This window comes from Microbacterium sp. AG790, from assembly GCF_003634765.1.
Taxonomy (GTDB): Bacteria; Actinomycetota; Actinomycetes; order Actinomycetales; family Microbacteriaceae; genus Microbacterium.
This window is the reverse complement of record NZ_RBWZ01000008.1, coordinates 201386-224695: the sequence shown is the minus strand read 5'-3', so window position 1 is coordinate 224695 and position 23310 is coordinate 201386. Positions and strand designations below refer to the sequence as shown.

The window sequence follows — 23310 nt, the reverse complement described above, 5'->3', positions numbered from 1 at the left end:
TCGTCCCCGATCAGTTTGACCATGAGGACGGTTGCCATGGCTTCGAGCCCCCGTCGTGAGAAGACCCACGAAGAACCCGAGATGCGCCCCGCATCGGGTTTCCCCGCCAAGCAGGGGATGTACAACCCCGCTTTCGAGAAGGACGCCTGCGGCCTGGCGATGGTCGCCACGCTGCGCGGCGAGCCCGGCCATGACATCGTCGAGCTCGCGCTGACGGCGCTGCGCAACCTCGAGCACCGCGGCGCGATCGGCTCGGACGCGGGCACCGGTGACGGTGCCGGCATCCTGACCCAGATGCCCGACGCGTTCCTGCGGGCCGTCGTCGACTTCGAGCTGCCTCCGGTGGGGGAGTACGCGGCGGGCATGGCTTTCCTGCCGCTGGACGAGGCCACCCGCGCCGACACCAAGGCGGGCGTGGAGCGCGTCGCCGCCTCGGAAGGGCTCACCGTGCTCGGCTGGCGCGACGTGCCGACCGAGCAGGAGCACCTCGGCAAGCTGGCATACGAGGCCCGCCCGCACTTCGAGCAGCTCTTCGTCTCGCGCCCCGCCGTCGGTGACGCGCCCGCCCTGAGCGGAATCGACCTCGACCGCCGCGTGTACCGGCTGCGCAAGCGCGCCCGCCGCGAGCACGACGCCTACTTCGTGTCGCTGAGCTCGCGCACTCTCGGGTACAAGGGCATGGTCACGACCCTCCAGCTCGAGCCGTTCTACCCCGACCTGCAGGACGAGCGGTTCCAGAGCGAGCTCGCCGTCGTGCACTCGCGTTACTCGACCAACACGTTCCCGTCGTGGCCTCTCGCCCAGCCGCTGCGGATGCTCGCGCACAACGGCGAGATCAACACAGTCGGTGCCAACCGCAACTGGATGCGCGCCCGTCAGTCCCAGCTCGAGTCCGAGCTGATCGGCGACATCCGTCCGCTCCTGCCGATCTGCACCGAAGGCGCGAGCGACTCGGCATCCTTCGACGAGGTGCTCGAGCTGCTGACCCTGACCGGTCGCAGCCTGCCGCACGCGGTGATGATGATGGTGCCCGAGGCCTACGAGAAGCAGGCCGACATCGCGCCGGATCTCCGCGCGTTCTACGAGTACCACTCGATGCAGATGGAGCCCTGGGACGGCCCCGCCGCCCTCATCTTCACCGACGGCACGCTCGTCGGCGCGACGCTCGACCGCAACGGTCTGCGTCCGGGTCGCTGGACCGAGACCACCGACGGGCTCGTCGTCATCGGCAGCGAGACCGGTGTGCTCGACTTCGCCCCCGAGCGCATCAAGCGCCGCGGGCGCCTGCGCCCCGGCCGCATGTTCGTCGTCGACACCGCCCAGCGCCGCATCATCGAGGACGACGAGGTCAAGGCCGAGCTCGCCGCGCTGCAGCCGTGGCAGGAATGGCTGGATGCCGGTCGCGTGCGCCTGAAGGAGCTGCCCGAGCGCGAGCACATCGTGCACCCGATCGCCTCGATCACCCGCCGTCAGCGCACCTTCGGATACACCGAGGAGGAGGTGCGCATCCTCCTCACGCCCATGGGACAGAACGGCGCCGAGCCGCTCGGCGCGATGGGATCGGACACGCCGATCGCGGTGCTCAGCAAGCGTCCGCGCCTGCTGTTCGACTACTTCGTGCAGCAGTTCGCGCAGGTCACCAACCCGCCGCTGGACTCGATCCGTGAAGAGGTCGTCACCTCGCTCGCCCTCGGGCTCGGTCCCGAGCGCAACCTCCTGGAGTGGGGTCCCGAGCACACCCGCACGATCACCCTCGATTTCCCGGTGATCGACAACGACGAGCTGGCGAAGCTGCAGAACATCGACAAGGCGCTGCCCGGGCGTCGCTCCGTCACCATCCGCGGTCTGTACCACCTGGAGCACGGCGAGGATGCGCTCGAACGCCGACTCGAGGAGATCTCGGCCGAAGTGGATGCCGCGATCGCCGACGGCGCCGAGTTCATCATCCTCAGCGACCGCGACTCCAACAAGGATCTGGTACCGATCCCGTCGCTGCTCATGCTGTCGGCCGTGCACCACCACCTCATCCGCCAGGAGAACCGGATGAAGGTCGGTCTCGTCGTGGAGGCCGGGGACGTGCGCGAGGTGCACCACGTGGCCACGCTCATCGGCTACGGCGCCTCCGCCGTCAACCCGTACCTGGCGATGGAAACCGTCGAGTACCTCGTTCGGGCCGGGTTCATCACGGGGATCACTCCCGAGAAGGCCGTCAAGAACCTCATCTACGCGCTCGGCAAGGGCGTGCTGAAGATCATGTCGAAGATGGGCATCTCCACCGTCTCGTCCTACGCCGGATCGCAGGTCTTCGAGGCCGTGGGCCTGTCGGAAGAGTTCGTCCGGAAGTACTTCACCGGCACCGAGACGAAGCTCGGCGGCGTGGGTGTGCGCGAGATCGCGGTGGAGAACCAGGCTCGCCATGACTACGCCTACCCCGAGGACGGAGCCGCACGCGCCCACGAGCGGCTGTGGACCGGCGGCGAGTACCAGTGGCGCCGCGACGGTGCACCCCACCTGTTCACGCCCGACACCGTCTTCCGCCTGCAGCACTCGACGCGCACGCGCCGTTACGACGTCTTCCGGGAGTACACGAAGCTCGTCGACGACCAGGCGTCCGAGCTCAAGACGCTCCGCGGCATGTTCCGCCTCAAGACCGGTGTGCGTCCGCCCGTGCCGATCGACGAGGTCGAACCCGTCTCCTCGATCGTGAAGCGGTTCTCGACCGGCGCGATGAGCTACGGCTCGATCTCGAAGGAGGCGCACGAGACCCTCGCGATCGCCATGAACTCGATCGGCGCCAAGTCGAACACGGGGGAGGGCGGCGAGGACGTCGACCGTCTGCTGGACCCCGAGCGTCGCAGCGCCATCAAACAGGTCGCCTCGGGACGCTTCGGCGTGACGAGCATGTACCTCACGCATGCCGACGACATCCAGATCAAGCTCGCTCAGGGCGCCAAGCCCGGCGAGGGCGGTCAGCTGCCCCCCGGCAAGGTGTACCCGTGGATCGCACGCACCCGCGGGGGTACCCCCGGCGTCGGGCTCATCTCACCCCCGCCGCACCACGACATCTACTCGATCGAAGACCTCAAGCAGCTCATCTTCGACGTCAAGCGCGCGAACCCCAAGGCGCGCGTGCACGTCAAGCTCGTGAGCCAGTCGGGCATCGGCGCGGTGGCGGCGGGAACCGCCAAGGCTCTCGCCGACGTCATCCTCGTCTCGGGCCACGACGGCGGCACCGGCGCGAGCCCGTTGAACTCGCTCAAGCACGCCGGAACCCCGTGGGAGCTGGGCCTGGCCGAGACGCAGCAGACCCTCATGCTCAACGACATGCGCGATCGTGTCGTGGTGCAGGCGGACGGTCAGCTCAAGACCGGCCGCGACGTCGTGATCGCGGCCCTGCTCGGGGCTGAGGAGTTCGGCTTCGCGACCACGGCGCTGGTGGTCGAGGGCTGCATCATGATGCGCGTGTGCCATCTCGACACGTGCCCGGTCGGCGTCGCGACGCAGAACCCCGTGCTGCGCAGCCGCTTCACCGGCAAGCCCGAGTTCGTCGTCAACTTCATGGAGTTCCTCGCACAGGAAGTGCGCGAGTACCTCGCCGAGCTCGGCTTCCGCTCGATCGAAGAGGCGGTCGGCCACTCCGAGATGCTCGACATGAACGGCGCGATCGACCACTGGAAGGCCAGCGGGCTCGACCTGACCCCGATCCTCGAGGGTCCCGCTTTCGGACCCGATGCACCTCGCCGTCACCTGCGCGATCAGGACCACGAGCTGGACCAGCACTTCGATGTGCCGCTGATCGAACGCGCCCAGGACGTCATCGCGCACGGGGGACACTTCTCGATCGATCTGCCGATCCGCAACACCGAGCGTGCCGTCGGCACGATGCTCGGCAACCGCGTCACCCTCGCCCACGGCGAGCACGGCCTTCCCTCCGGCACCATCGAGATCAATCTCACCGGTTCCGCCGGTCAGTCCTTCGGCGCGTTCCTGCCGTCGGGAATCACCCTGCGACTGGAGGGCGACTCCAACGACTACGTGGGCAAAGGCCTGTCGGGCGGTGAGATCATCGTCCGTCCGCCCCGCGGGGCGAGCTTCGACGCTGCGCAGAACGTCATCGCCGGTAACGTCATCGGCTACGGCGCCACCCAGGGAACGCTGTTCCTGCGCGGCGTCGTGGGCGAACGCTTCCTCGTCCGCAACTCGGGAGCAACCGCCGTCGTCGAGGGCGTCGGTGACCACGCGCTGGAGTACATGACCGGCGGCCTGGCCGTCATCCTCGGGCCGACGGGACGCAACCTCGGCGCGGGCATGTCCGGCGGCAGCGCGTACATCTACAAGCTCGACCGCGCCCTCGTGAACCGAGAGGCACTCGCCAGCGGCGAGCTCGAGCTGCTCGAGATGGGCTCGGGCGACGTGGAGATTCTCCGTGATCTGCTCGAACGCCACGTGACCGAGACGGACTCGGCCCTGGCCGCCGCTCTCCTGGACGACCTCGAGGCCGAGGCCGCGAACTTCGTCCGTGTCCTGCCGCGCGACTACGCCGCGGTTCTGCAGACCCGCCAGGAGGCGGCCGCCGAGGGGCTCGACCCCGACGGCGACGTCGTCTGGACCCGCATCTTGGAGGTGACCGGTGGCTGACCCGAAGGGCTTCCTGAAGACCACCGAGCGTGAGCTCCCGGCGCGCCGGCCGGTTCCCGTGCGCATCATGGACTGGAAAGAGGTCTACGAGCCGGGCGACACCGCCGTCCTGCGCCGTCAGGCCGGCCGTTGCATGGACTGCGGCATCCCGTTCTGCCACAAGGGCTGTCCGCTCGGCAACCTCATTCCGGAGTGGAACGACCTCACCTGGCGCGGCGAGGGTCGCGCCGCGATCGAGCGACTCCACGCCACGAACAACTTCCCGGAGTTCACAGGGCGGCTGTGCCCGGCGCCGTGCGAGAGCTCGTGCGTGCTCGGTATCAACCAGCCGGCGGTCACGATCAAGCAGATCGAGGTCTCGACCATCGACGAGGCGTTCGCGAACGGCTGGGTCGAGCCGGAGCCGCCCGCACGCCTGACCGGTAAGACCGTCGCGGTCGTCGGCTCGGGCCCGGCCGGACTCGCCGCTGCCCAGCAGCTGACGCGCGCCGGCCACACCGTCGCCGTGTACGAGCGTGACGACCGCATCGGCGGTCTGCTGCGCTACGGCATCCCCGACTTCAAGATGGAAAAGCGCCACCTCGAGTCACGCCTGCGTCAGATGCAGGACGAGGGCACGCGGTTCCGCGCCGGCGTCGAGATCGGCAAGGACATCTCCTGGAGCGATCTGCGTGCCCGCTACGACGCGGTCGTCATCGCCACGGGAGCCACACTCCCGCGCGAGCTCGCCATCCCCGGGCGCGACCTGGCCGGCGTGCACTTCGCGATGGAGTACCTCATCGAGTCGAACAAGGCCGTCGCCGGCGACCAGGTTCCGCAGCAGATCCACGCCGAGGGCAAGCACGTGATCGTCATCGGCGGCGGTGACACCGGTGCGGACTGCATCGGTACCGCGCACCGCCAGGGCGCGCTCAGCGTCACGAACCTCGCCATCGGCAAGCAGCCGCCGGCGAACCGGCCCGACCACCAGCCGTGGCCGATGACGCCGACCGTCTTCGAGGTCTCTTCGGCACACGAGGAGGGCGGGCAGCGCAGCTTCCTGGCCTCGACGGTGGAGTTCCTGGGCAACGAGGCGGGGGAGGTGCGCGCCCTCCGCGTTGCGGAGACGGAGTACCTGCCCGACGGCCGCCGTGTTCCCCGCAGCGGCACCGAGCGCGAGATCCCCGCAGATCTCATCCTCATCGCGATGGGTTTTACCGGCCCCGAGCGCGCCGAACTCGAGTCGCAGCTGGATACCGTGTTCACGGGCCGCGGCAACGTCGAGCGCGGCGATGACTACCAGACGACCGCGCCCGGCGTGTTCGTTGCCGGAGACGCCGGTCGTGGCCAGTCCCTGATCGTCTGGGCGATCGCGGAAGGTCGCGCCGCGGCGGCAGCCGTCGACGAGTACCTCATGGGACGCACGAGCCTGCCGTCACCGGTGCGCCCGACCGACGTCGCGATCGGCCTTCAGCCCGCGTAGGCTGAAATCACCCCCGAACAACCCATAGAGACCGGAGAGTCTTCAGTGAGACGCGCGAAGATCGTCGCAACCCTGGGTCCGGCCACCGAATCGTATGAGATGATCCGCGCGATCATCGATGCGGGCGTGGACGTCACCCGAATGAACCTGAGCCACGGCTCGTACGCCGAGCACGAAGTCCGCTTCGCGAACGTGCGCAAGGCCGCCGACGACGCGGGCCGCGCCGTCGCCATCCTCGTCGACCTGCAGGGCCCCAAGATCCGCCTCGGCAAGTTCAGCGACGGACCCCACGACCTCGCCGTCGGCGAGACGTTCCGCATCACCACCGAAGACGTCGTCGGCACGCGCGACCTCGTCGGCACCACCTTCAAAGGTCTCGCCGGCGATGTGAAGCCGGGCGACTTCCTCCTCATCGACGACGGCAAGGTGCGCGTCCAGGTGGAGAGCGTTGACGGCCCCGTCGTCACGACCAAGGTCATCGTCGCGGGCACCGTCTCCAACAACAAGGGCATCAACCTTCCGGGCGTCGCCGTCAGTGTTCCGGCGCTGTCCGAGAAGGATGAGTCCGACCTCCGCTGGGGTCTCCAGGCCGGCGCCGACCTCATCGCGCTGTCGTTCGTGCGCGACGCGGCCGACATCACCCGCGTGCACGAGATCATGGCGGAGGAGGGACGCAAGGTGCCCGTCATCGCCAAGATCGAGAAGCCGCAGGCGGTGGACAATCTCGAGGAGATCATCGACGCGTTCGACGGCATCATGGTCGCCCGCGGCGACCTCGCGGTCGAGCTTCCGCTGGAGGCCGTGCCGGTCGTGCAGAAGCGCGCTGTCGAGATGTGCCGCCGGATGGCGAAGCCCGTCATCGTCGCGACGCAGATGCTCGAGTCGATGACCCACGCTCCGGTGCCCACGCGCGCCGAGGCCTCCGACGTCGCCAACGCCGTGCTCGACGGCGCGGACGCCGTCATGCTCTCCGGTGAGACCAGCGTCGGCGACTACCCGGTCGTGACGGTGCAGACCATGGCCCGCATCGTCGAGTCGACCGAGGAGCACGGTCTCGAGCGAATCCGTCCCTTCAGCGCCAAGCCCCGCACGCAGGGCGGCATCCTGACCCTCGCCGCGAACGAGGTGGCGGAGTTCATCGAGGCGAAGTACATCGCCATCTTCACGGAGTCCGGCGACACCGCGCGCCGCATGTCGCGCCTGCGCCCCGGCATCCCGATGATGGCCTTCGCCGTCGACCCGGCCATCCGCCGCCGCATGGCACTGACGTGGGGCGTGCAGTCGACGCTCGTGGAGCACGTCGCGCACACCGACATGATGTTCATGCAGGTCGACGAGTTCTTCCTCGGCCAGGGCCTCGCCACCGAAGGGGACAAGGTCGTCGTGATCTCCGGTTCCCCTCCCGGAATCATCGGCTCGACCAACGACATCCGGGTGCACCGGATCGGCGACGCCGTTCACGGCAAGGCGCCGATCTACCAGTCGGAGAAGTAGGTCGCACAGACACCAGAGGGCGGATGCCGGGATTGCCGGCATCCGCCCTCTGCGTTGCGTGCCGGTGGTGGGAGTCGTCCCCACGGCCCCTCCACACGCCGCTCCGCGGCGCCCGGAGCCTCCGGCCGCGTGGGCCCACCCACACGCGCGTCCGACCACGACACCACCGCAACGCAAAATGCGGCGCCCATGGGCACCGCATCTTCCGTGCCGGTGGTGGGAGTCGAACCCACACGTCCGAAGACAACCGAGTTTGAGTCGGTCGCGTCTGCCATTCCGCCACACCGGCGCACGCGGACGTTCATCAGCGCACGTCCGGGATTGACCATACCGTAGGATTCAAAGGTGACTGAGCAGGAACCGAGCACGACTCCCACGGCATCCTCCCCGCGACGCGTCGTCGTCGCCGAGGACGAATCGCTGATCCGCCTCGACATCGTCGAGATCCTCCGCGACAACGGCTTCGACGTCGTGGGGGAGGCCGGTGACGGCGAGACCGCCGTGCAGCTGGCCACCGAGCTGCGCCCGGACCTCGTCATCATGGACGTGAAGATGCCCGTCCTGGACGGCATCAGCGCCGCCGAGAAGCTCAGCAAGAACCACGTCGCCCCTGTCGTGCTGCTGACCGCCTTCAGCCAGAAGGAGCTCGTCGAGCGCGCCAGCGAGGCCGGTGCCCTGGCCTACGTCGTCAAGCCGTTCACCCCCAACGACCTGCTGCCGGCGATCGAGATCGCCCTCGCGCGCTACGAGCAGATCATCACGCTCGAGGCCGAGGTGGCCGACATGGTCGAGCGCTTCGAGACCCGCAAGCTCGTCGACCGCGCCAAGGGCCTGCTCAACGAGAAGATGGGCCTGAGCGAGCCTGAAGCCTTCCGCTGGATCCAGAAGGCGTCGATGGATCGCCGACTGACGATGCAGGATGTCGCCAAGGCGATCATCGAGCAGCTCTCGCCCAAGAAGGGCTGAGCCGCCACCTCGTGCGGGGGCGCCGGCTCAGGATGCCGAGCGCTCCCTGATCATGTTCGTGATGCGGATCGTCGAGCAGCGCCGCCCCTGATCGTCGGTCACGACGATCTCGTGGACCGTGAGGCTACGGCCGAGATGAACCGGTGTGCAGACCCCCGTGACGATGCCGCTCGTGGCGGATCGCGTGTGGGTCGCGTTGATGTCGACACCGACGGCGAGTCGCCCGGGCCCCGCGTGCAGGTTGGCGGCCATCGAGCCGAGGGACTCGCCGAGAACGACGTACGCACCGCCGTGCAGCAGTCCGACCGGCTGCGTGTTGCCCTCAACGGGCATGGTCGCGACAGAGCGCTCGATGCTGAACTCCGTGAACTCGATGCCCATCTTCTCGGCGAGGGCGCCCATTCCGCGCTGACGCGCCCAGTCCATGCCGTCGTCGACAGGGGAGTTCTCAGCGGTCATCGTCCACCTTCGGAAGTGATCGGGTTGAAAGTTCCGGTGTCCGCCCCCGCGTCTAGAGTTGCAGGGTGACGGACTCCGCAAAGCCTACTCTCCTCGTCGTGGACGGCCATTCGCTGGCCTACCGTGCCTTCTTCGCCCTTCCGGTGGACAACTTCACGACGCGCGACGGTCAGCACACGAACGGCATCTACGGCTTCCTGTCGATGTTCGTCAACCTCGTCAAGGCGGAGCAGCCGACGCATCTCGCCGTCGCGTTCGACACCTCCCGTCACTCGTTCCGTACCGACGAGTACCCCGAGTACAAGGCGAACCGCTCCGAGTCGCCGGCGGAGTTCAAGGGCCAGATCCCCCTGCTGCAGGAGTGCCTCGCCGCGATGAACGTGACGGTGCTCACGAAGGAGGGCATCGAGGCCGACGACATCCTCGCGACCCTCGCCACGCAGGGTGCGGCCGAAGGCTATGACGTGCTCGTCTGCTCCGGCGACCGCGACACCATCCAACTCGTCACCGACGACGTGACGCTGCTCTACCCCAGCGTGCAGGGTGTGTCGCAGCTCAAGCGCTACACGCCGGATGCCGTCGTCGAGAAATACGGCCTGCCGCCCGCCAACTACCCCGACATCGCCGCGCTGGTGGGCGAGACCAGCGACAACCTGCCCGGGGTGCCGAAAGTGGGCGAGAAGACCGCCGTCAAGTGGCTCACACAGTGGGGGAGCCTGGACGCTCTGCTCGAGAACGCCGACAAGATCACCGGTGTCGTGGGGGGCAACCTGCGCGATCACCTCGACGACGTGCGGCGCAACCGCACCCTGAACGCCCTGCTGCGCGATGTCGAGCTCGGCGTCGGACCGGTCGACCTCGCGGTCCGGCCGATCGATGCGCAGGCTGTCCGCGACATCTTCGCCCGACTGGAGTTCCGCACGCTCCTGCCGCGCGTCTTCGAGGCCGTCGGCGCCGACCCCGAGGACGGCGCCGACGACACCGCGAGCGTGGTGACGGCGCCGAAGGCCGTCGAAGCCGATGCCGCCGCGATCGAGCAGTGGATCACGGCTCGCGGCGCGGCATCCGAGTCCGCCGAGGTGGCCCTCACGCTCACGACGGAAGGCGGTCTTCCGGCGCGCCTGGGGCTCGCAACCGGCGACGAGGCCATCGAGACGACCTGGGCGGCGGACGTCTCCGCGGTGCTCGGGCCGTGGCTGAGCAGCGATGCTCCGAAGGTAATGGCCGACGCGAAGCCGCAGGTGAAGGCCCTCCGACGCGCGGGCGTGCGCCTGCGAGGACTGGTGTTCGACCCGATCCTCGCCGGGTGGCTGCTGCGGCCCAGCTTCCCCGACAAGGGGCTCGGCGACCTGGTCGACCGTTATCTTGACGAGAAGCTGCCCGAGGCCGACCCGACCCAGCTGGTGCCCGAGACCGAAGGTGCCACACCGGGTCAGCTGTCGTGGTACGCGCTGCGCGTCGCCGACGCGATGCGGGCGCAGATGCCCGCGCCCGTCGCGCGCGTGATGACCGAGATCGAGCTTCCCACCCTCGACACCCTGGCCGACATGGAGGTGGCCGGCGTCGCCGTCTCCCACGAGAAGCTCTCGGGATTCTCTGCCGAGCTCGGTGCGCGCGCTGACGCGGTCGCCCAGCTCGCCTACGCCGAGATCGGTCGGGAGGTGAACCTGGGCTCGCCCAAGCAGCTGCAGGACGTGCTGTTCGAGCAGCTCGAGCTGCCGAAGACCCGCAAGACGAAGACGGGCTACTCTACGGATGCCGCGGTGCTCGCCGACCTGCAGGAGTCGAATCCGCACCCCTTCCTCGATCTTCTCCTGCAGCATCGCGAGGCGACCAAACTCCGACAGATCATCGAGTCGCTCGATGCGTCGATCGGCAATGATCGCGCCGCCGGCTCCGACGGCCGCATCCATACGACGTACGTGCAGACGGGCAGCCAGACGGGGCGTCTGTCGAGCACCGACCCGAACCTGCAGAACATCCCGATCCGCACGGAGGAGTCTCGGCGCATCCGCGCCGCATTCGAGGTCGGCGAGGGCTACGAGACCCTGCTGACGGCGGACTACTCGCAGATCGAGATGCGCATCATGGCGCACCTGTCCGGCGACGAGGGTCTCATCGAGGCCTTCAACTCGGGCGAGGACCTGCACCGGTTCGTCGGCGCACGGGTGTTCGGCGTCGAGCCGGCCGACGTGACCCCGGCCATGCGCACGAAGGTCAAGGCGATGAGCTACGGCCTCGTGTACGGCCTCAGCGCGTTCGGCCTGTCCAAGCAGCTGCGCATCGAACAGTCTGAGGCGAAGCTGCTGATGACCGAGTACTTCGCCCGCTTCGGCGCGGTGCGCGACTACCTGCGCTCCTCCGTCGAGCAGGCCCGTATCGACGGCTACACGGAGACGATCTTCGGACGCCGCCGTCCCTTCCCCGATCTCGCGAGCCCCAACCGCGTGCTGCGTGAGAATGCGGAGCGCGCGGCGCTGAACGCCCCGATCCAGGGCAGTGCCGCGGACATCATGAAGATCGCCCTCTTCCGCATCCACGACGAGTTCCGCGCTCAGGGTGTCGCGTCTCGGGTGCTGCTCCAGATCCACGACGAGCTCGTGGTGGAGGTGGCACCGGGGGAGTGGGAGACGGTCGAGAAGATCGTCCACGACCGTATGGGCGACGCCGCAGAGCTGTCGGTGCCGCTCGATGTCCAGATCGGCCGGGGCGAGAACTGGGACATCGCGGGGCACTGAGAGGGCGCGGCCGCGGTGGCATCCGGTTCCGCGGTCGTCGGCATCCCGCCCCACGTCGAGGCCGTGTCGGGATTAGGCTCAAAGAATGACTGATTCCCCCCGCACCCCCACGCCGATCGACGCGATCGCCGAGGCATGGGTCGACACCTGTGCCGAGCTTTCCCCGGGATTGGCCACCTACATCGGACGCTTCGAGCACAACGGTCGACTCGACGACTACTCGCTCGCCGGCGCCGCCGCGCGCGTGGACGCTGCGCGCGCCACCCTCGCCGCCCTGCAGGCCGCCGAGCCGGTCGATGAGGTCGACGTCGTCACCAAGGCCGACCTGAGCGGAGACCTGGAGCTGTCGATCGCGCTGTACGAGGCGGGCGCCCACCTGCGCGACGTCAACGTCATCGCCTCGCCCGCGCAGGAGCTGCGCAGCGTCTTCGACCTCATGCCCACCGACACGATCGAGGACTGGGCGGTCATCGCCACGCGGCTGTCCGCCATCCCCGAGGCGATCGGCGGCTACATCGAGACCCTCCGCGAGGGGATCGCGACCGGGGTCGTCCCGGCCCGCCGCCAGGTCACCGAGGTCATCGGTCAGATCGCGCGCTACACGTCCGACAACGGCTTCTTCGCGACCTTCGCCGCCGACGCCGCCCCCGCCGAGGGGCAGCTGCCCGCCTCGCTCGCCAAGGCTCTGTCCGGTCATGCCGGTGCGGCCCGGGTCGCGTACGACGAGCTCGCGAACTTCCTGCGCACCGAGCTCGCTCCCGCAGCCTCCGAGGTGGACGGCGTCGGTCGTGAGCTGTATGCGCTGCACTCCCGGAGCTTCCTCGGAGCGGTCATCGACCTGGATGAGACCTACGAGTGGGGCCTGGAAGAGCTTGCCCGTATGGTCGCGGAGCAGGAGGCCATCGCGAACGAGATCCTCCCGGGTGCGACCGTCGAAGAGGCCGTGGCCTTCCTCGAGAACGACGAAGCGCGCAAGCTCCGCGGCACGCAGGCCCTGCAGGAGTGGATGCAAGCCACGAGCGACCGCGCGGTGGAAGAGCTCGGCAAGACCCACTTCGACATCCCGGAGCAGATCCGTCGTCTGGAGTGCATGATCGCGCCCACCAACGAGGGCGGCATCTACTACACGGGCCCCACGGACGACTTCTCCCGTCCCGGTCGCATGTGGTGGTCGGTGCCCGAGGGCGTCGACTCCTTCGACACGTGGCGCGAGCTGACCACGGTCTACCACGAGGGCGTTCCCGGCCACCACCTGCAGATCGCCCAGGCGGTCTACAACCGCGCGGAGCTCAACTCCTGGCGCCGCCTCCTCGCGGGCTCCAGCGGTCACGCGGAGGGCTGGGCCCTGTACGCGGAGCGCCTCATGGAGCAGCTGGGCTACCTCGACGACCCGGCCGATCGGCTCGGCATGCTCGACGGTCAGCGCATGCGGGCCGCTCGCGTCGTGCTCGACATCGGCGTGCACCTGGGCAAGCCCCGACCCGACGGCGAGGGCATCTGGGATGCCGACTTCGCGCTCGAGTTCATGCGCCGTAACGTCAACATGTCGGACGAGTTCATCCAGTTCGAGGTCAACCGCTACCTCGGCTGGCCGGGTCAGGCGCCCTCCTACAAGGTCGGCCAGCGCATCTGGGAGCAGATCCGCGACGAGACGGCCGAGCGCGAGGGCGCCGACTTCGACATCAAGCGCTTCCACATGCGCGCGCTGCGTCTGGGCGGTGTCGGTCTCGACACACTGCGGATGGCACTGGCTCAGGGCTGATCCGGCCGAGAATCTCCGCACGGAATGATCACGGCACACGGGAGGTTCTCATTCGTATGAATGCAGAACTGGGACTGGACACCTTCGGCGACGTCACCGTGGGCGAGGACGGCGAGCGCGTGAGCGACGCCCAGACGATCCGCGACATCGTGGATCAGGCGGTGCTCGCCGACCAGGTGGGGCTCTCCTTCTTCGGCGTGGGGGAGCACCACCGCCACGAGTTCGCCGTGTCCAGTCCCGAGCTGGTGCTGGCTGCGGCGGCGGCGCGTACCGAGAGAATCCACCTCGGTACGGCCGTCACCGTCCTCTCCAGTGATGACCCGGTGCGCGTGTACGAACGCTTCGCGACGCTGGACGCGCTGTCGTCGGGTCGCGCCGAGGTGATTCTCGGCCGGGGTTCGTTCATCGAGTCCTTCCCGCTGTTCGGCTATGACCTGGGCGACTACGAGGTGCTCTTCGAGGAGAAGCTCGACCTCTTCTCACAGTTGCTCACCGAGAAGCCCGTGACCTGGCAGGGCACGACCCGGGCGGCGCTGACCAATGCCGACGTGTTCCCGAAGACCGAGAACGGCATTCGCGCGTGGGTCGGAGTCGGCGGCTCGCCGGAGTCCGTCGTGCGCACGGCCCGCTACGGCTATGGGCTGATGCTCGCCATCATCGGCGGCTCGGCCGACCGCTTCCGTCCCTACGTCGACCTGTACCACCGCTCACTGGCGTCTTTCGGTCACACCGAGGCGATGCCCGTCGGCATCCACTCGCCCGGTCACATCGCCGACACCGACGCGCAGGCGTGGGATGAGCTGTACCCGGCGATGGAGGCCAACCGCAACGCCATCGGCGCCGAGCGCGGATGGCCGCCGTACAGCCGGCTGCAGTTCCAGCACGACATCGGCCCGGAGGGCGCCGTCTACGCGGGATCGCCGGAGACCGTCGCACGGAAGATCGCCGCCACGATGAAGACCCTCGGCGCGACCCGCTTCGACCTGAAGTACGCCAACGGCACCCTCTCGCATGCGAAGCTCATGCGCTCGATCGAGCTGTACGGCACGAAGGTCGCACCACTGGTGTCGGAGATGCTCTCGGCATCCTGAGTAGCATTCAGGCATGACGGATGCCGCTGCCTCTCCCTCTGCGCCGACGCCGACCGGCACCGACGTGGGGGAGAGGCTGGACGCTCTGCCGTTCACCCGCCGACACCTGCGCGTGCTGACCGGCTCCGGCCTCGGCTGGGCGCTCGACGCGATGGACGTCGGGCTCGTGTCGTTCGTTCTCACGGCATTGATCGCACAGTGGTCGTTGACCGGCGAGCAGGCGTCGTGGATCGCGTCGGCAGGGTTCGTAGGGATGGCGGTCGGCGCGAGCCTGGGCGGCCTCCTGGCGGACCGTTTCGGCCGCCGCTCGGTGTTCGCGGTCACGCTGCTCGTCTACGGTCTGGCGACCGGGGCGAGCGCCCTGGCCGGGGGACTTGCGGCGCTCATCGCGCTGCGCGTGATCGTCGGACTGGGTCTGGGCGCCGAGCTCCCGGTGGCGAGCACCTACGTCAGCGAGATCGCCCCGGCACGCATGCGCGGGCGACTCATCGTCATCCTCGAGGCGTTCTGGGCTTTGGGCTGGACGGCGGCCGCGCTCATCGGCTTCTTCGTGATCCCGGCATCCGCCGACGGCTGGCGCTGGGCCTTCGCGCTCGGGGCGATCCCCGCGATCTACGCGCTGATCGTGCGCTGGTCGCTGCCGGAGTCACCGCGATGGCTCGCGCGGCGTGGGCGCCACGTCGAGGCCGAGGCGGTCACGCGCGCGTTCGAATCATCCCCGGCCCTGCACGGCGCGCGTCGTCGCCACACCCCGGAAGCGGCCGCGGCGGGCGCGCAGCTTGCGGGTCGCGGCCTGCGCGCCCTGTGGTCGGGGGAGTTCCGCGTACGGACCGCGGCGCTGTGGGTCGTCTGGTTCTGCGTCAACTTCTCGTATTACGGTGCCTTCATCTGGATGCCGACGATCCTGTTCTCACAGGGGTTCGGACTCGTGAAGTCGTTCGGCTTCACCCTCATCATCACGCTCGCACAGCTGCCGGGGTACGCCGTGGCGGCCTGGCTCATCGAGGTGTGGGGACGGCGTGTGACGCTGTCGGTGTTCCTGGCGGGATCGGCGCTGGCCGCGATCGCTTTCGGGACCGCGACGGGCGAAGGCATGATCATCGCCGCGGGGATGGCGCTGTCGTTCTTCAACCTCGGGGCGTGGGGCGCACTGTATGCCGTCACCCCGGAGAACTACCCCACGTCGCTGCGTGCGACCGGAGCCGGATGGGCCGCGGGTGTCGGCCGCATCGCGTCCATCGTGGCGCCGCTGAGTGTGCCGCCCCTGCTCGCCGCCGGTGGCGCACCGCTGCTTTTCGTCGTGTTCGCCACGTTCTTCGTGCTCGCGGCGGCGGCCGCGTGGGCCCTTGCCGACCATCGCGGGGCGGCACTCGACGACCGCTGAGGCCGCGGCATCCACTGTCATCCGTCCTCTTCTGCCGCTTTCGCGCTCCCGACGCGACCAGAGCGGACCGATGAACCCCGGGTGGGTCGCGGCGTAGGCTGAACGGATGGCAGATGTGCGCTTCGTGGCGATCGGCGACTCGTTCACGGAGGGTGTCGGCGATGAGCTGCCCGACGGCCGCGTGCGCGGGTGGGCCGACCTCACCGCGCAGGGATGGGCGCACTCCCGCGGCGAACCCATCCAGTACGCCAACCTTGCGATCCGCGGCAAGCTCATCTGGCCGATCGTCGCCCAGCAGCTCGAGCCTGCTCTCGCACTCAAGCCCACCCACCTGTCGTTCAACGGTGGCGGCAACGACATGCTGCGACCGCGCACGTCGATCAGCCACATCGCCGATGCGTTCAGCCAGGTACTCCGGCGGTGCGATGAGGAAGGCGTCACACTGATTCTGCTGTCGGGCGCCAACCCTTCGGCGCAGCTGCCGATGAACCGGCTCATCCAGCGACGCGGCGATCTCATGTCGGATGCCGTCGTGCAGCGCATCGCCGAACGCCCCGATGTCATCCGCGCGCTGAACTGGCCGGATGCCGAGCTGTCGGATCCGTCGTTCTGGTCTCAGGATCGCCTGCATATGAACAGTCGTGGTCACCACCGCGTCGCCGCCCGCGTCCTGGAAGCCATCGGGGAGAGGGTCCCCGACGGCTGGTGGGCGATGCCGGAGCTGCCGGATGCCGTGCGCCTGGCGGAGCGCGAGTACCTGCGCGAACACCTGGGGCCGTGGGTGCGCCGGCGCCTGACCGGCACTTCGTCGGGCGACGGCCGGGAGCCGAAGTTCGGCGGGACCTGGAGCCTGGTGGAGCCTCACTAGCCGTCCGTAGCCGAGCCCGTCAAGGGCATGTGCGCGCGGGGGACGTTCCGCCACCATGAGGACGTCCCATCCCCGAACAAGGAGACGCACGTATGAGCATCGGAGCCGGAATCGCACTGTTCGTCATCGGAGCGATCCTCGTTTTCGCCGTCAACGCCGACGTGCCGTACGTCGACCTCGACATGATCGGCTACATCCTGATGGGCGCGGGCGTGCTCATCTTCGTCATCGGACTCGTCCTCATGCTGCGCCGTCGGTCGACGCAGCAGGTGACGCGTACCGTCGAGCCCGGTGTCGGCGAGCGGATCACGCAGACCGAGTCCCGCACCTCGGGCGACGGAACGGTCTGAGGCTGTCGGCTGCCGCACGGCCGCGCGACGATCAGTCGGCGCGCGGCCGACGTGGCGGGTCCATCCCCAGCAGCACCCGCGTCTTGCGGCGCTCGATGACGATGAATGTCCAGCCGAGCGCCCAGAGGGGCACCTGCGCGAGGAATGCCAACCGGAACGCGTCCAGCCGATAGGTCTCCGGAGTGCCGGCGCCTTGCAGGTCGAGCGCGATCCCGATCGCGAAGATCGCGACCAGTGCGGCGAGGAAGCCGCCGACGTTCGTGATTCCCGTCGCGGTGCTCAGCCGGTGGGCGGGGTTGTGCGTGCGCGCGTGATCGAAGGCGATCATCGAGGCGGGGCCGCCCATCGCCAGCGACACGGCGAGCCCGTACAGCAGCCACAGCGGCGCGGGCCCGGGCCACGCGATCACCACCGTCCACGCGACGAACTGGGTGCCCACGGCCGGAAGCACCAGCGCCCGCGAGCGCAGGTGGGGAATGCGGCGAGAGATGTCGCCCATGATCGGTCCGAGGGCCATTCCCACCACGACATAGGTCGACAGGACGCCCGCGGCTTGCGCGAGGCTGAGTCCCTCGCCGGCGGTGAGGAACGGCGTTCCCCAGAGCAGCACGAACGCGGTGCCGGCGAACGGCGCCGTGAAGTGCGACCAGAACGCGAGGCGCGTGCCGGGATGCGCCCAGGCGGCGCGGATGCCGACGCCGGTGTCCATCGACGAACGCACGACCCGGATCGCGCCGGTGTTCGTATCGACGGAGACGTCCACTCGCAGCTGGGGCGGGTGGTTGCGGATCACCGCCCACACCAGGATGCCGAACAACACACAGAGTCCGGCGATGCCGCCGAACACGATCTCCCAGCTGGTCGCATGGAGCATCGCCGCGAGCGGGGCCAGCGCCAGGAGCTGTCCGGCTTGGCCGACGAGACCCGTCAGCTGACTCATCAGCGGACCGCGCTGCGCGGGGAACCACACGGCGACCAGACGGAGCACGCCGGGGAAGATCGCGGCGTCCCCGGCACCCAGCAGCATGCGGGCGAAGATCGCGACGCCGACGCTGGGGGAGAAGGCGAGGGTGAGCTGCCCGGCTGCCATCAGCAGCATCCCGATGGTCATGATGGGGCGGGCGCCGTAGCGGTCGAGGAAGAGCCCGATCGGAATCTGCATGCCGCCGTAGACGGCGAGCTGGACGACGGCGAACATCGAGAGCGTCGCGGCATCCGCTCCGAAGCGCTGCGCCGTGTCGACTCCCACCGCAGACAGCGACGAACGGTTGATGACGGCGAGCATGTACGCGGCGACACCGACGCCCCAGATGAGCCACGCTCTGGCATCCGGCCCGACGGACGCGGGGGAGAGGCGGGGGGAGCTCACCCCACAACGCTACTCGCGTGCGAGCGTGTACTCGGACCCTGAGCGCGTGCGCTCCAGGATGCCGTGGTCGACCAGATAACGCCGAAGCACGGCGACGTCGCCGTTCGGTGCGTAGGGCTCGAGTCGTTCGTTGACCTCGCGCTCGTCCATGATCGCCCCGGGGGACAACGCCCGCTCGGACACGAAGCGCAGCAGTGACGCGCGCTCACCGGCCTGAGAGGGGTAGCGATCGATTCGGCCGTCACGATCGAGGAAGCGTTCGGGACCCTGCGGCCGGGGCGCAGTGGCGAGCAGGGCCCGCAACGGGGCGTCGTCGAAGCGGATCCCGTCGACGTCCACGTCTAGGAGACCAAGCGCCTGCAATCGCTTTTGAGCGCGCGCGCGTCGACGCGGAGACAATGGTGCGGATGCCGTTTCGCCCAGCACCGCGCGGACGTCGTCATCGCGCAGCGCGGCGATGATCGCCCGCCACGCCTCGGGGGAGTCGGTCACGCTTTCAGGGTAGCGACGCGACCGATCTGACCTCGAACCGGACGTCTCACGAAGTTGCGAGATCTTTGCGGCGCGGAAGCGAGCGAGCATCCCCGAGATCATCAGTCCCACGATCTGGTTGAACGCGAACAGCAGTCCGATCAGGATGATGACGCCACAGATCCCGGCGATGAGAATCACTGGAGGGAAGATGACCGCTGCCAGCCAGGATCCATCGTCCATGACGTCAGAGTAGGCCACTGAATAGCGAGCTCGCCGTCACCGCCAAGATCTCGCGCGAGAGGCTCTTTCCCCTCGTGAGGCTGGAGCGGGGGAAGACTCATTCCCGTTTTCTGACATAATGTGCATTATCGGCAATTGCACATTGTCGCCGAAAAGCTCAGACCTCCGACCGAAGCGAACGCCCGAGGCTTCGCACGATCTGCTCGAGGATCGGCTTCGGCGTCGCGAAGATGAGGCGCGCGAAGCCCCGGCCGACGGTGCCGCACATGGCCCCTTCGGTCAGAGCCACTGACGCTTCGCGCCGGAAGTACTCGGCCGGGTTCGGTCCCGCCGCGGTGTCGCGGAAGTCGATCCACCCGACGTATGTGCCTTCGGCGGTCGGCATCCATGCCTGCGGGATCTCCTCCGCGAGAAGCGTGTGCAGCGTGTCGCGATTGTCCTGCAGGTACGGCAGAAGGTCGGCCAGCCAGGGGCCGCCCTGCCGGTAGGCGACGGTGTTGGCGATCGCCCCGAGGTTGCTGGCGCCGTGTGCGGCGAACAGTCCGGCCTGCTGCCATGTGTCGCGATCGCGCTGGCTGGAGATCACCAGCTGCGCGCACTTCAAGCCCGGCAGGTTCCATGCCTTGGAGGCACTCATCGCGGTCACCGTGTGCTGGGCGGCGACGTCCGAGACGGACGCGTACGGGATGTGACGCGATCCACTGAAGACGAGCGGCGCCCAGATCTCGTCGGAGAACACGCGCCCGCCGTTTCTGTCGACGACGGCGGCGACGTCGAGCAGCTCCTGTTCCGTGAAGACACGCCCGACCGGGTTGTACGGGTTGCACAGCAGCAGGAGCTCTCCTCCGTCGTCGAAGGCGCGCTGGAGCGCGTCCAAGTCGAACTCATACCGCCCCTCCTTGAGTGCCAGCGGCACCTCGATGACCTCACGCCCGCGCAGGGGCGGCAACATGAGGAACGGCATATAGGCGGGAGTGGGGACGATGATCTTCGATCCCGGCGTCGACCAGTTCTCCATCGCCAGGTCCAGCACTTGGAGCACGTCCGCGGCCGGGAAGATGTCGCCGACGGGAACCGACCACCCGTAGCGGCTCTCGATGAACTCCGCCGTCGCCTCCGAGAGGTCGGCGGCGATCCGGCGCGGCATGTAGCCGAACGTCCCCGCCTCGACCGCGTCGTGGAGCGCTTTCGTGATGCGCGGATCGATTCCGAAGTCCATCTCGGCGGTGAAGGCGCCCACCGCACCGTCGTCCGCAGACCACTTCGTTGCCCCCGTTCGGCGGAGATCGTCGAGAGAGATGGCGTTCACTCGCTGGGCAAAGTCGTTCACGACGGCTCCTTCATTCGGTGGGTGGACTGTTCGTCCGCTTCGGAGATCTCATTGAGGTAGTTGTAGATGGTGAAGCGGCTCACCTGCAGCGCGGATGCCGCCTTCTCCGCGGCACCCTTCAGCATGAAGAAGCCGCCGTTGGAGAGCTCACGGACAATCGCGATCTTGTGCCGCTTGCGCATGAGATCGACGGGGACGCCCTGGACAGCCGTGGCCTTCTCGATCAGCTGGAGGGCGAGCTCGTCGACGTCGGTGGCGAAGATCTCTTCGGTGTGCCCGACGGATGCCGACTCGTGCGGCGCGGCCGGCTCGGGCAGGTGGGGCGCGAGCATCTGGCCTGCGATCCGACTGAGATCCGCCCAGACGGCCTGGTCGCTGTTGACACAGAGGGCCGCCACCGCGTCGCCGCACGAATCGCGCACGATGACCGTCGACGATCGCAGCTGGCGCCCGTCCGGAAGCTTGGTCTCGTAGCCGATACGAGTACGGAAGTCGCGACGAGCGGCGGAGGCGAGAAGGAGATCGGTCGCCGGATCCCCCACGTCACGGTTCGTGACGTTCCCGTGAATCGCGACGATGGAGTTCGGCAGCTTCGACAGATCGTGAAGCAGCATCTCGCTCGAGGCCGGCAGGATCGGGCCGAGCGCGTCGACCAGGGATTCCATCAGCCCGATGAGCAGTTCGTGCTCATCCAGGCGTCCTCCCATCGCATCCGTGATGCGACTCTGGCTACGCGTCATGTGTCCTCTTCTCGGCAGTAGAGAGAGTATTACACGAAATGTTGCCCACTTCCATATCTCGTTGACCCTCCGCTTCGCCACCACCCTGTCCCCTCACCGGCGTGCGACATCCGCGCTGTCAACATCACGTTGAGTATCTCTACTTTTTCTTGACAACATATGTGCGGTGTGGCAGAACAGTACCGATCGTTGCGACAGAAGACTTCACATGCGACAACGCCGACGATGCGACGCAACCGTCCCGGTTCACTTCAGGTCCCGAACAACGAAGGAAATCTGCACATGGAAACCACCTCGGCACGGCCGGGAGACCCGCATCCGGGCACCTCCTCCCCCGCCACCATCACCGCCGCCGTCATCGACGACGCCGACGGCAACTTCAAGCGCCGGCTCGGCTGGCTCAGCCTCGCATTCCTCACCTTCACCAGCATGATGGGGTCGGGATGGCTGTTCGCCGCGTACTACGCCGGCAGCATGGCCGGTCCGGCCGCACTACTGTCGTGGATCGTCGCGGCCGTCGCCACGGCGCTCGTCGCACTCACGTTCATCGAGCTCGGCGTCACCCGCCCCATCGCCGGAGGCAACACCCGATGGCCGTCGATGATGTCCGGCCCCTTCATGGGAATCATGGTCGGCTGGCTGACTCTCGTCTCGACGGCGTTCGGCATGCCGAGCGAGGCCTCCGGTCTCGTCCAGTACGCCAGCGGCTGGTGGCCCGCCGTCCTTCAGGACGGCAAGCTGAGCGCCATCGGCCTGACCGTGGCCGCCCTCGTCCTCGTGCTCGTCACGATCCTCAACATGTTCGGCGTGATGGTGATGACGCGCATCGCCATCGTGCTGACGATCTTCAAGATCGCGGTCCCGCTGCTCACCATCGCCCTGCTGCTGGCGTCGGGGTTCGACGGTTCGAACGTCGCCACCGGCGGCGGCTTCGCCCCCTTCGGCGCGGGAGGCGTGCTGACCGCCGTCGTCTCCGCGGGTCTCATCTACTCGTTCGGCGGCGTGCAGATCCCGGCCCTCATGGCCGGTGAGACCAAGAATCCGCGCCGGAACCTTCCGATCGGAACGTTCGTCGGATTCGGCGCCGCCTTCGTGGTCTACATGCTCCTGCAGGTCTCCTTCATCTGGACCGTCCCCAACAGCATGCTCGCCGAAGCCGGCTGGCACGGGCTCAACTTCGACTCGCCGTTCGCCCAGCTCGCCGGTCTTCTGGGCCTGAGCTGGTTGATCCAGCTCCTGCTGATCGACGCCGTCGTCTCCCCCGGCACCGGACTTCTGACCGGGATGGGCGTGGCCGGCCGCAACACCTACGGGCTCGGTCAGTCGCGCTTCCTCCCGGCGATGTTCGCGAAGGTCACGAAGAAGACGGGCATCCCGGTCAACGCCCTCATCTTCAACCTCGTCATCTCCATCGTCTTCCTGCTGATGTTCCAGTCCTGGCAGGGCCTCGTCGCCGCACTCGGGTTCTACTTCGCGGTGGGTTACGGCGTCATCGCGGTGGCCGCCAGCGTCAGCCAGAAGGACCCGCGCCTCGTCGCCCGACCGTGGATGAAGCGCGGCATGCCCACCGTCGCGGCGGTCTCCTTCATCATCTCGGGTCTGCTGATGTACTGGTCCGGATGGAACCAGGTCTGGGTGGGCGTCGCACTGTTCATCGTGGCGGTGCCGATCGCCGTCATCAAGATGCTGCAGGACAGGAAGGTGTTCACCCCGCGCCTGCTGCTTCGCGGACTGTGGTTCCCGGTGTACCTCATCGCGCTGCTCGGGCTGTCCGCGATCGGCTCCTTCGGAGGAACGGGCACGATTCCCGCGCCGTGGGACTCCGTTGTCGCCGCCGTGGTCGCCGGGCTCTTCTTCTGGTGGGGCCACCGGGACTCCGCCGCATGGCTGGCTTCCCCGGAGGCGGAGAAGGCGGTCGGCGTCTACTACTGAGCGACGGGACGGG

The 23310-nt window shown here is 68.2% G+C and carries 16 protein-coding genes and 1 tRNA gene; 11 read left to right on the top strand and 6 right to left on the bottom strand.

Going from position 1 to position 23310, the window contains the following annotated elements; all coding sequences use genetic code 11:
• Window positions 1-36 precede the first annotated feature (36 nt).
• Genes gltB through pyk form a run of 3 tightly spaced genes read left to right on the top strand, consistent with a single transcriptional unit; the run spans window position 37 to window position 7594 of the window.
• Window positions 37-4638: a glutamate synthase large subunit gene (gene gltB, locus DEU37_RS08940; protein ID WP_121190338.1), complete on the top strand. Its 4602-nt coding sequence runs from the start codon at window positions 37-39 to the stop codon at window positions 4636-4638.
• Window positions 4631-6100 carry a glutamate synthase subunit beta gene (locus DEU37_RS08935; protein WP_121190336.1) on the top strand — a complete coding sequence of 490 codons (1470 nt, stop codon included), beginning with the start codon at window positions 4631-4633 and terminating at the stop codon, window positions 6098-6100. The genes gltB and DEU37_RS08935 overlap by 8 nt, the downstream gene beginning before the upstream one ends.
• Window positions 6101-6145: 45 nt before the next feature.
• Window positions 6146-7594, top strand: a complete 1449-nt coding sequence (pyk, locus tag DEU37_RS08930; protein WP_005055253.1) for a pyruvate kinase — start codon at window positions 6146-6148, stop codon at window positions 7592-7594.
• Window positions 7595-7802: 208 nt separating this feature from the next.
• Here pyk and DEU37_RS08925 read toward each other — a convergent pair.
• A tRNA-Leu gene (locus tag DEU37_RS08925) sits at window positions 7803-7883 on the bottom strand.
• Window positions 7884-7939: 56 nt separating this feature from the next.
• Here DEU37_RS08925 and DEU37_RS08920 point away from each other — a divergent pair.
• The gene (locus DEU37_RS08920; protein ID WP_005055255.1) at window positions 7940-8560 is read left to right on the top strand and encodes an ANTAR domain-containing response regulator; all 621 of its coding nucleotides are present in this window, start codon (window positions 7940-7942) and stop codon (window positions 8558-8560) included.
• Window positions 8561-8587: 27 nt separating this feature from the next.
• Here DEU37_RS08920 and DEU37_RS08915 read toward each other — a convergent pair whose 3' ends face one another.
• Window positions 8588-9019 carry a hotdog fold thioesterase gene (locus DEU37_RS08915; RefSeq protein ID WP_121190335.1) on the bottom strand — a complete coding sequence of 144 codons (432 nt, stop codon included), beginning with the start codon at window positions 9017-9019 and terminating at the stop codon, window positions 8588-8590.
• A 65-nt stretch (window positions 9020-9084) separates the two neighbouring features.
• Between DEU37_RS08915 and polA the strand changes: the two genes are divergently transcribed.
• The 6 genes from polA to DEU37_RS08885 all read left to right on the top strand — a co-directional run bounded on the left by polA (window position 9085) and on the right by DEU37_RS08885 (window position 17212).
• Window positions 9085-11757 (top strand): DNA polymerase I, encoded by a 2673-nt coding sequence (gene polA, locus DEU37_RS08910; protein ID WP_121190333.1) that lies wholly within the window; start codon window positions 9085-9087, stop codon window positions 11755-11757.
• An 85-nt stretch (window positions 11758-11842) separates the two neighbouring features.
• On the top strand, window positions 11843-13519 hold the full coding sequence (locus DEU37_RS08905) for a DUF885 domain-containing protein (RefSeq protein ID WP_121190332.1): 1677 nt from the start codon (window positions 11843-11845) through the stop codon (window positions 13517-13519).
• Between the two features lie 56 nt (window positions 13520-13575).
• Window positions 13576-14610, top strand: a complete 1035-nt coding sequence (locus DEU37_RS08900; protein ID WP_121190330.1) for an LLM class flavin-dependent oxidoreductase — start codon at window positions 13576-13578, stop codon at window positions 14608-14610.
• Window positions 14611-14623: 13 nt separating this feature from the next.
• A complete protein-coding gene (locus DEU37_RS08895; RefSeq protein WP_121190328.1) occupies window positions 14624-15994 on the top strand; it encodes an MFS transporter in 1371 nt (456 codons plus the stop codon).
• Window positions 15995-16100: 106 nt separating this feature from the next.
• Window positions 16101-16862 (top strand): SGNH/GDSL hydrolase family protein, encoded by a 762-nt coding sequence (locus DEU37_RS08890; RefSeq protein ID WP_183043636.1) that lies wholly within the window; start codon window positions 16101-16103, stop codon window positions 16860-16862.
• Between the two features lie 92 nt (window positions 16863-16954).
• Window positions 16955-17212, top strand: a complete 258-nt coding sequence (locus tag DEU37_RS08885; protein ID WP_005049366.1) for a DUF6458 family protein — start codon at window positions 16955-16957, stop codon at window positions 17210-17212.
• A 31-nt stretch (window positions 17213-17243) separates the two neighbouring features.
• Here the strand turns inward: DEU37_RS08885 and DEU37_RS08880 are convergent, their stop codons facing one another.
• The 4 genes from DEU37_RS08880 to DEU37_RS08865 all read right to left on the bottom strand — a co-directional run bounded on the left by DEU37_RS08880 (window position 17244) and on the right by DEU37_RS08865 (window position 21365).
• A complete protein-coding gene (locus DEU37_RS08880; protein WP_121190326.1) occupies window positions 17244-18581 on the bottom strand; it encodes a nitrate/nitrite transporter in 1338 nt (445 codons plus the stop codon).
• 9 nt (window positions 18582-18590) lie between these two features.
• Window positions 18591-19295 carry a DUF2087 domain-containing protein gene (locus DEU37_RS15085; protein ID WP_259457225.1) on the bottom strand — a complete coding sequence of 235 codons (705 nt, stop codon included), beginning with the start codon at window positions 19293-19295 and terminating at the stop codon, window positions 18591-18593.
• A 157-nt stretch (window positions 19296-19452) separates the two neighbouring features.
• A complete protein-coding gene (locus tag DEU37_RS08870) occupies window positions 19453-20625 on the bottom strand; it encodes a MalY/PatB family protein (protein WP_121190324.1) in 1173 nt (390 codons plus the stop codon).
• Entirely contained in the window at window positions 20622-21365 is a 744-nt protein-coding gene (locus DEU37_RS08865; protein WP_220699832.1) for a transcriptional regulator, read from the bottom strand. Before DEU37_RS08865 ends, DEU37_RS08870 begins: the two co-directional genes overlap by 4 nt.
• Before the next feature lie 282 nt (window positions 21366-21647).
• On the opposite strand from DEU37_RS08865, the gene DEU37_RS08860 reads away from it, so the two are divergent.
• Window positions 21648-23297 carry an APC family permease gene (locus DEU37_RS08860; protein WP_183043635.1) on the top strand — a complete coding sequence of 550 codons (1650 nt, stop codon included), beginning with the start codon at window positions 21648-21650 and terminating at the stop codon, window positions 23295-23297.
• Window positions 23298-23310 lie beyond the last annotated feature (13 nt).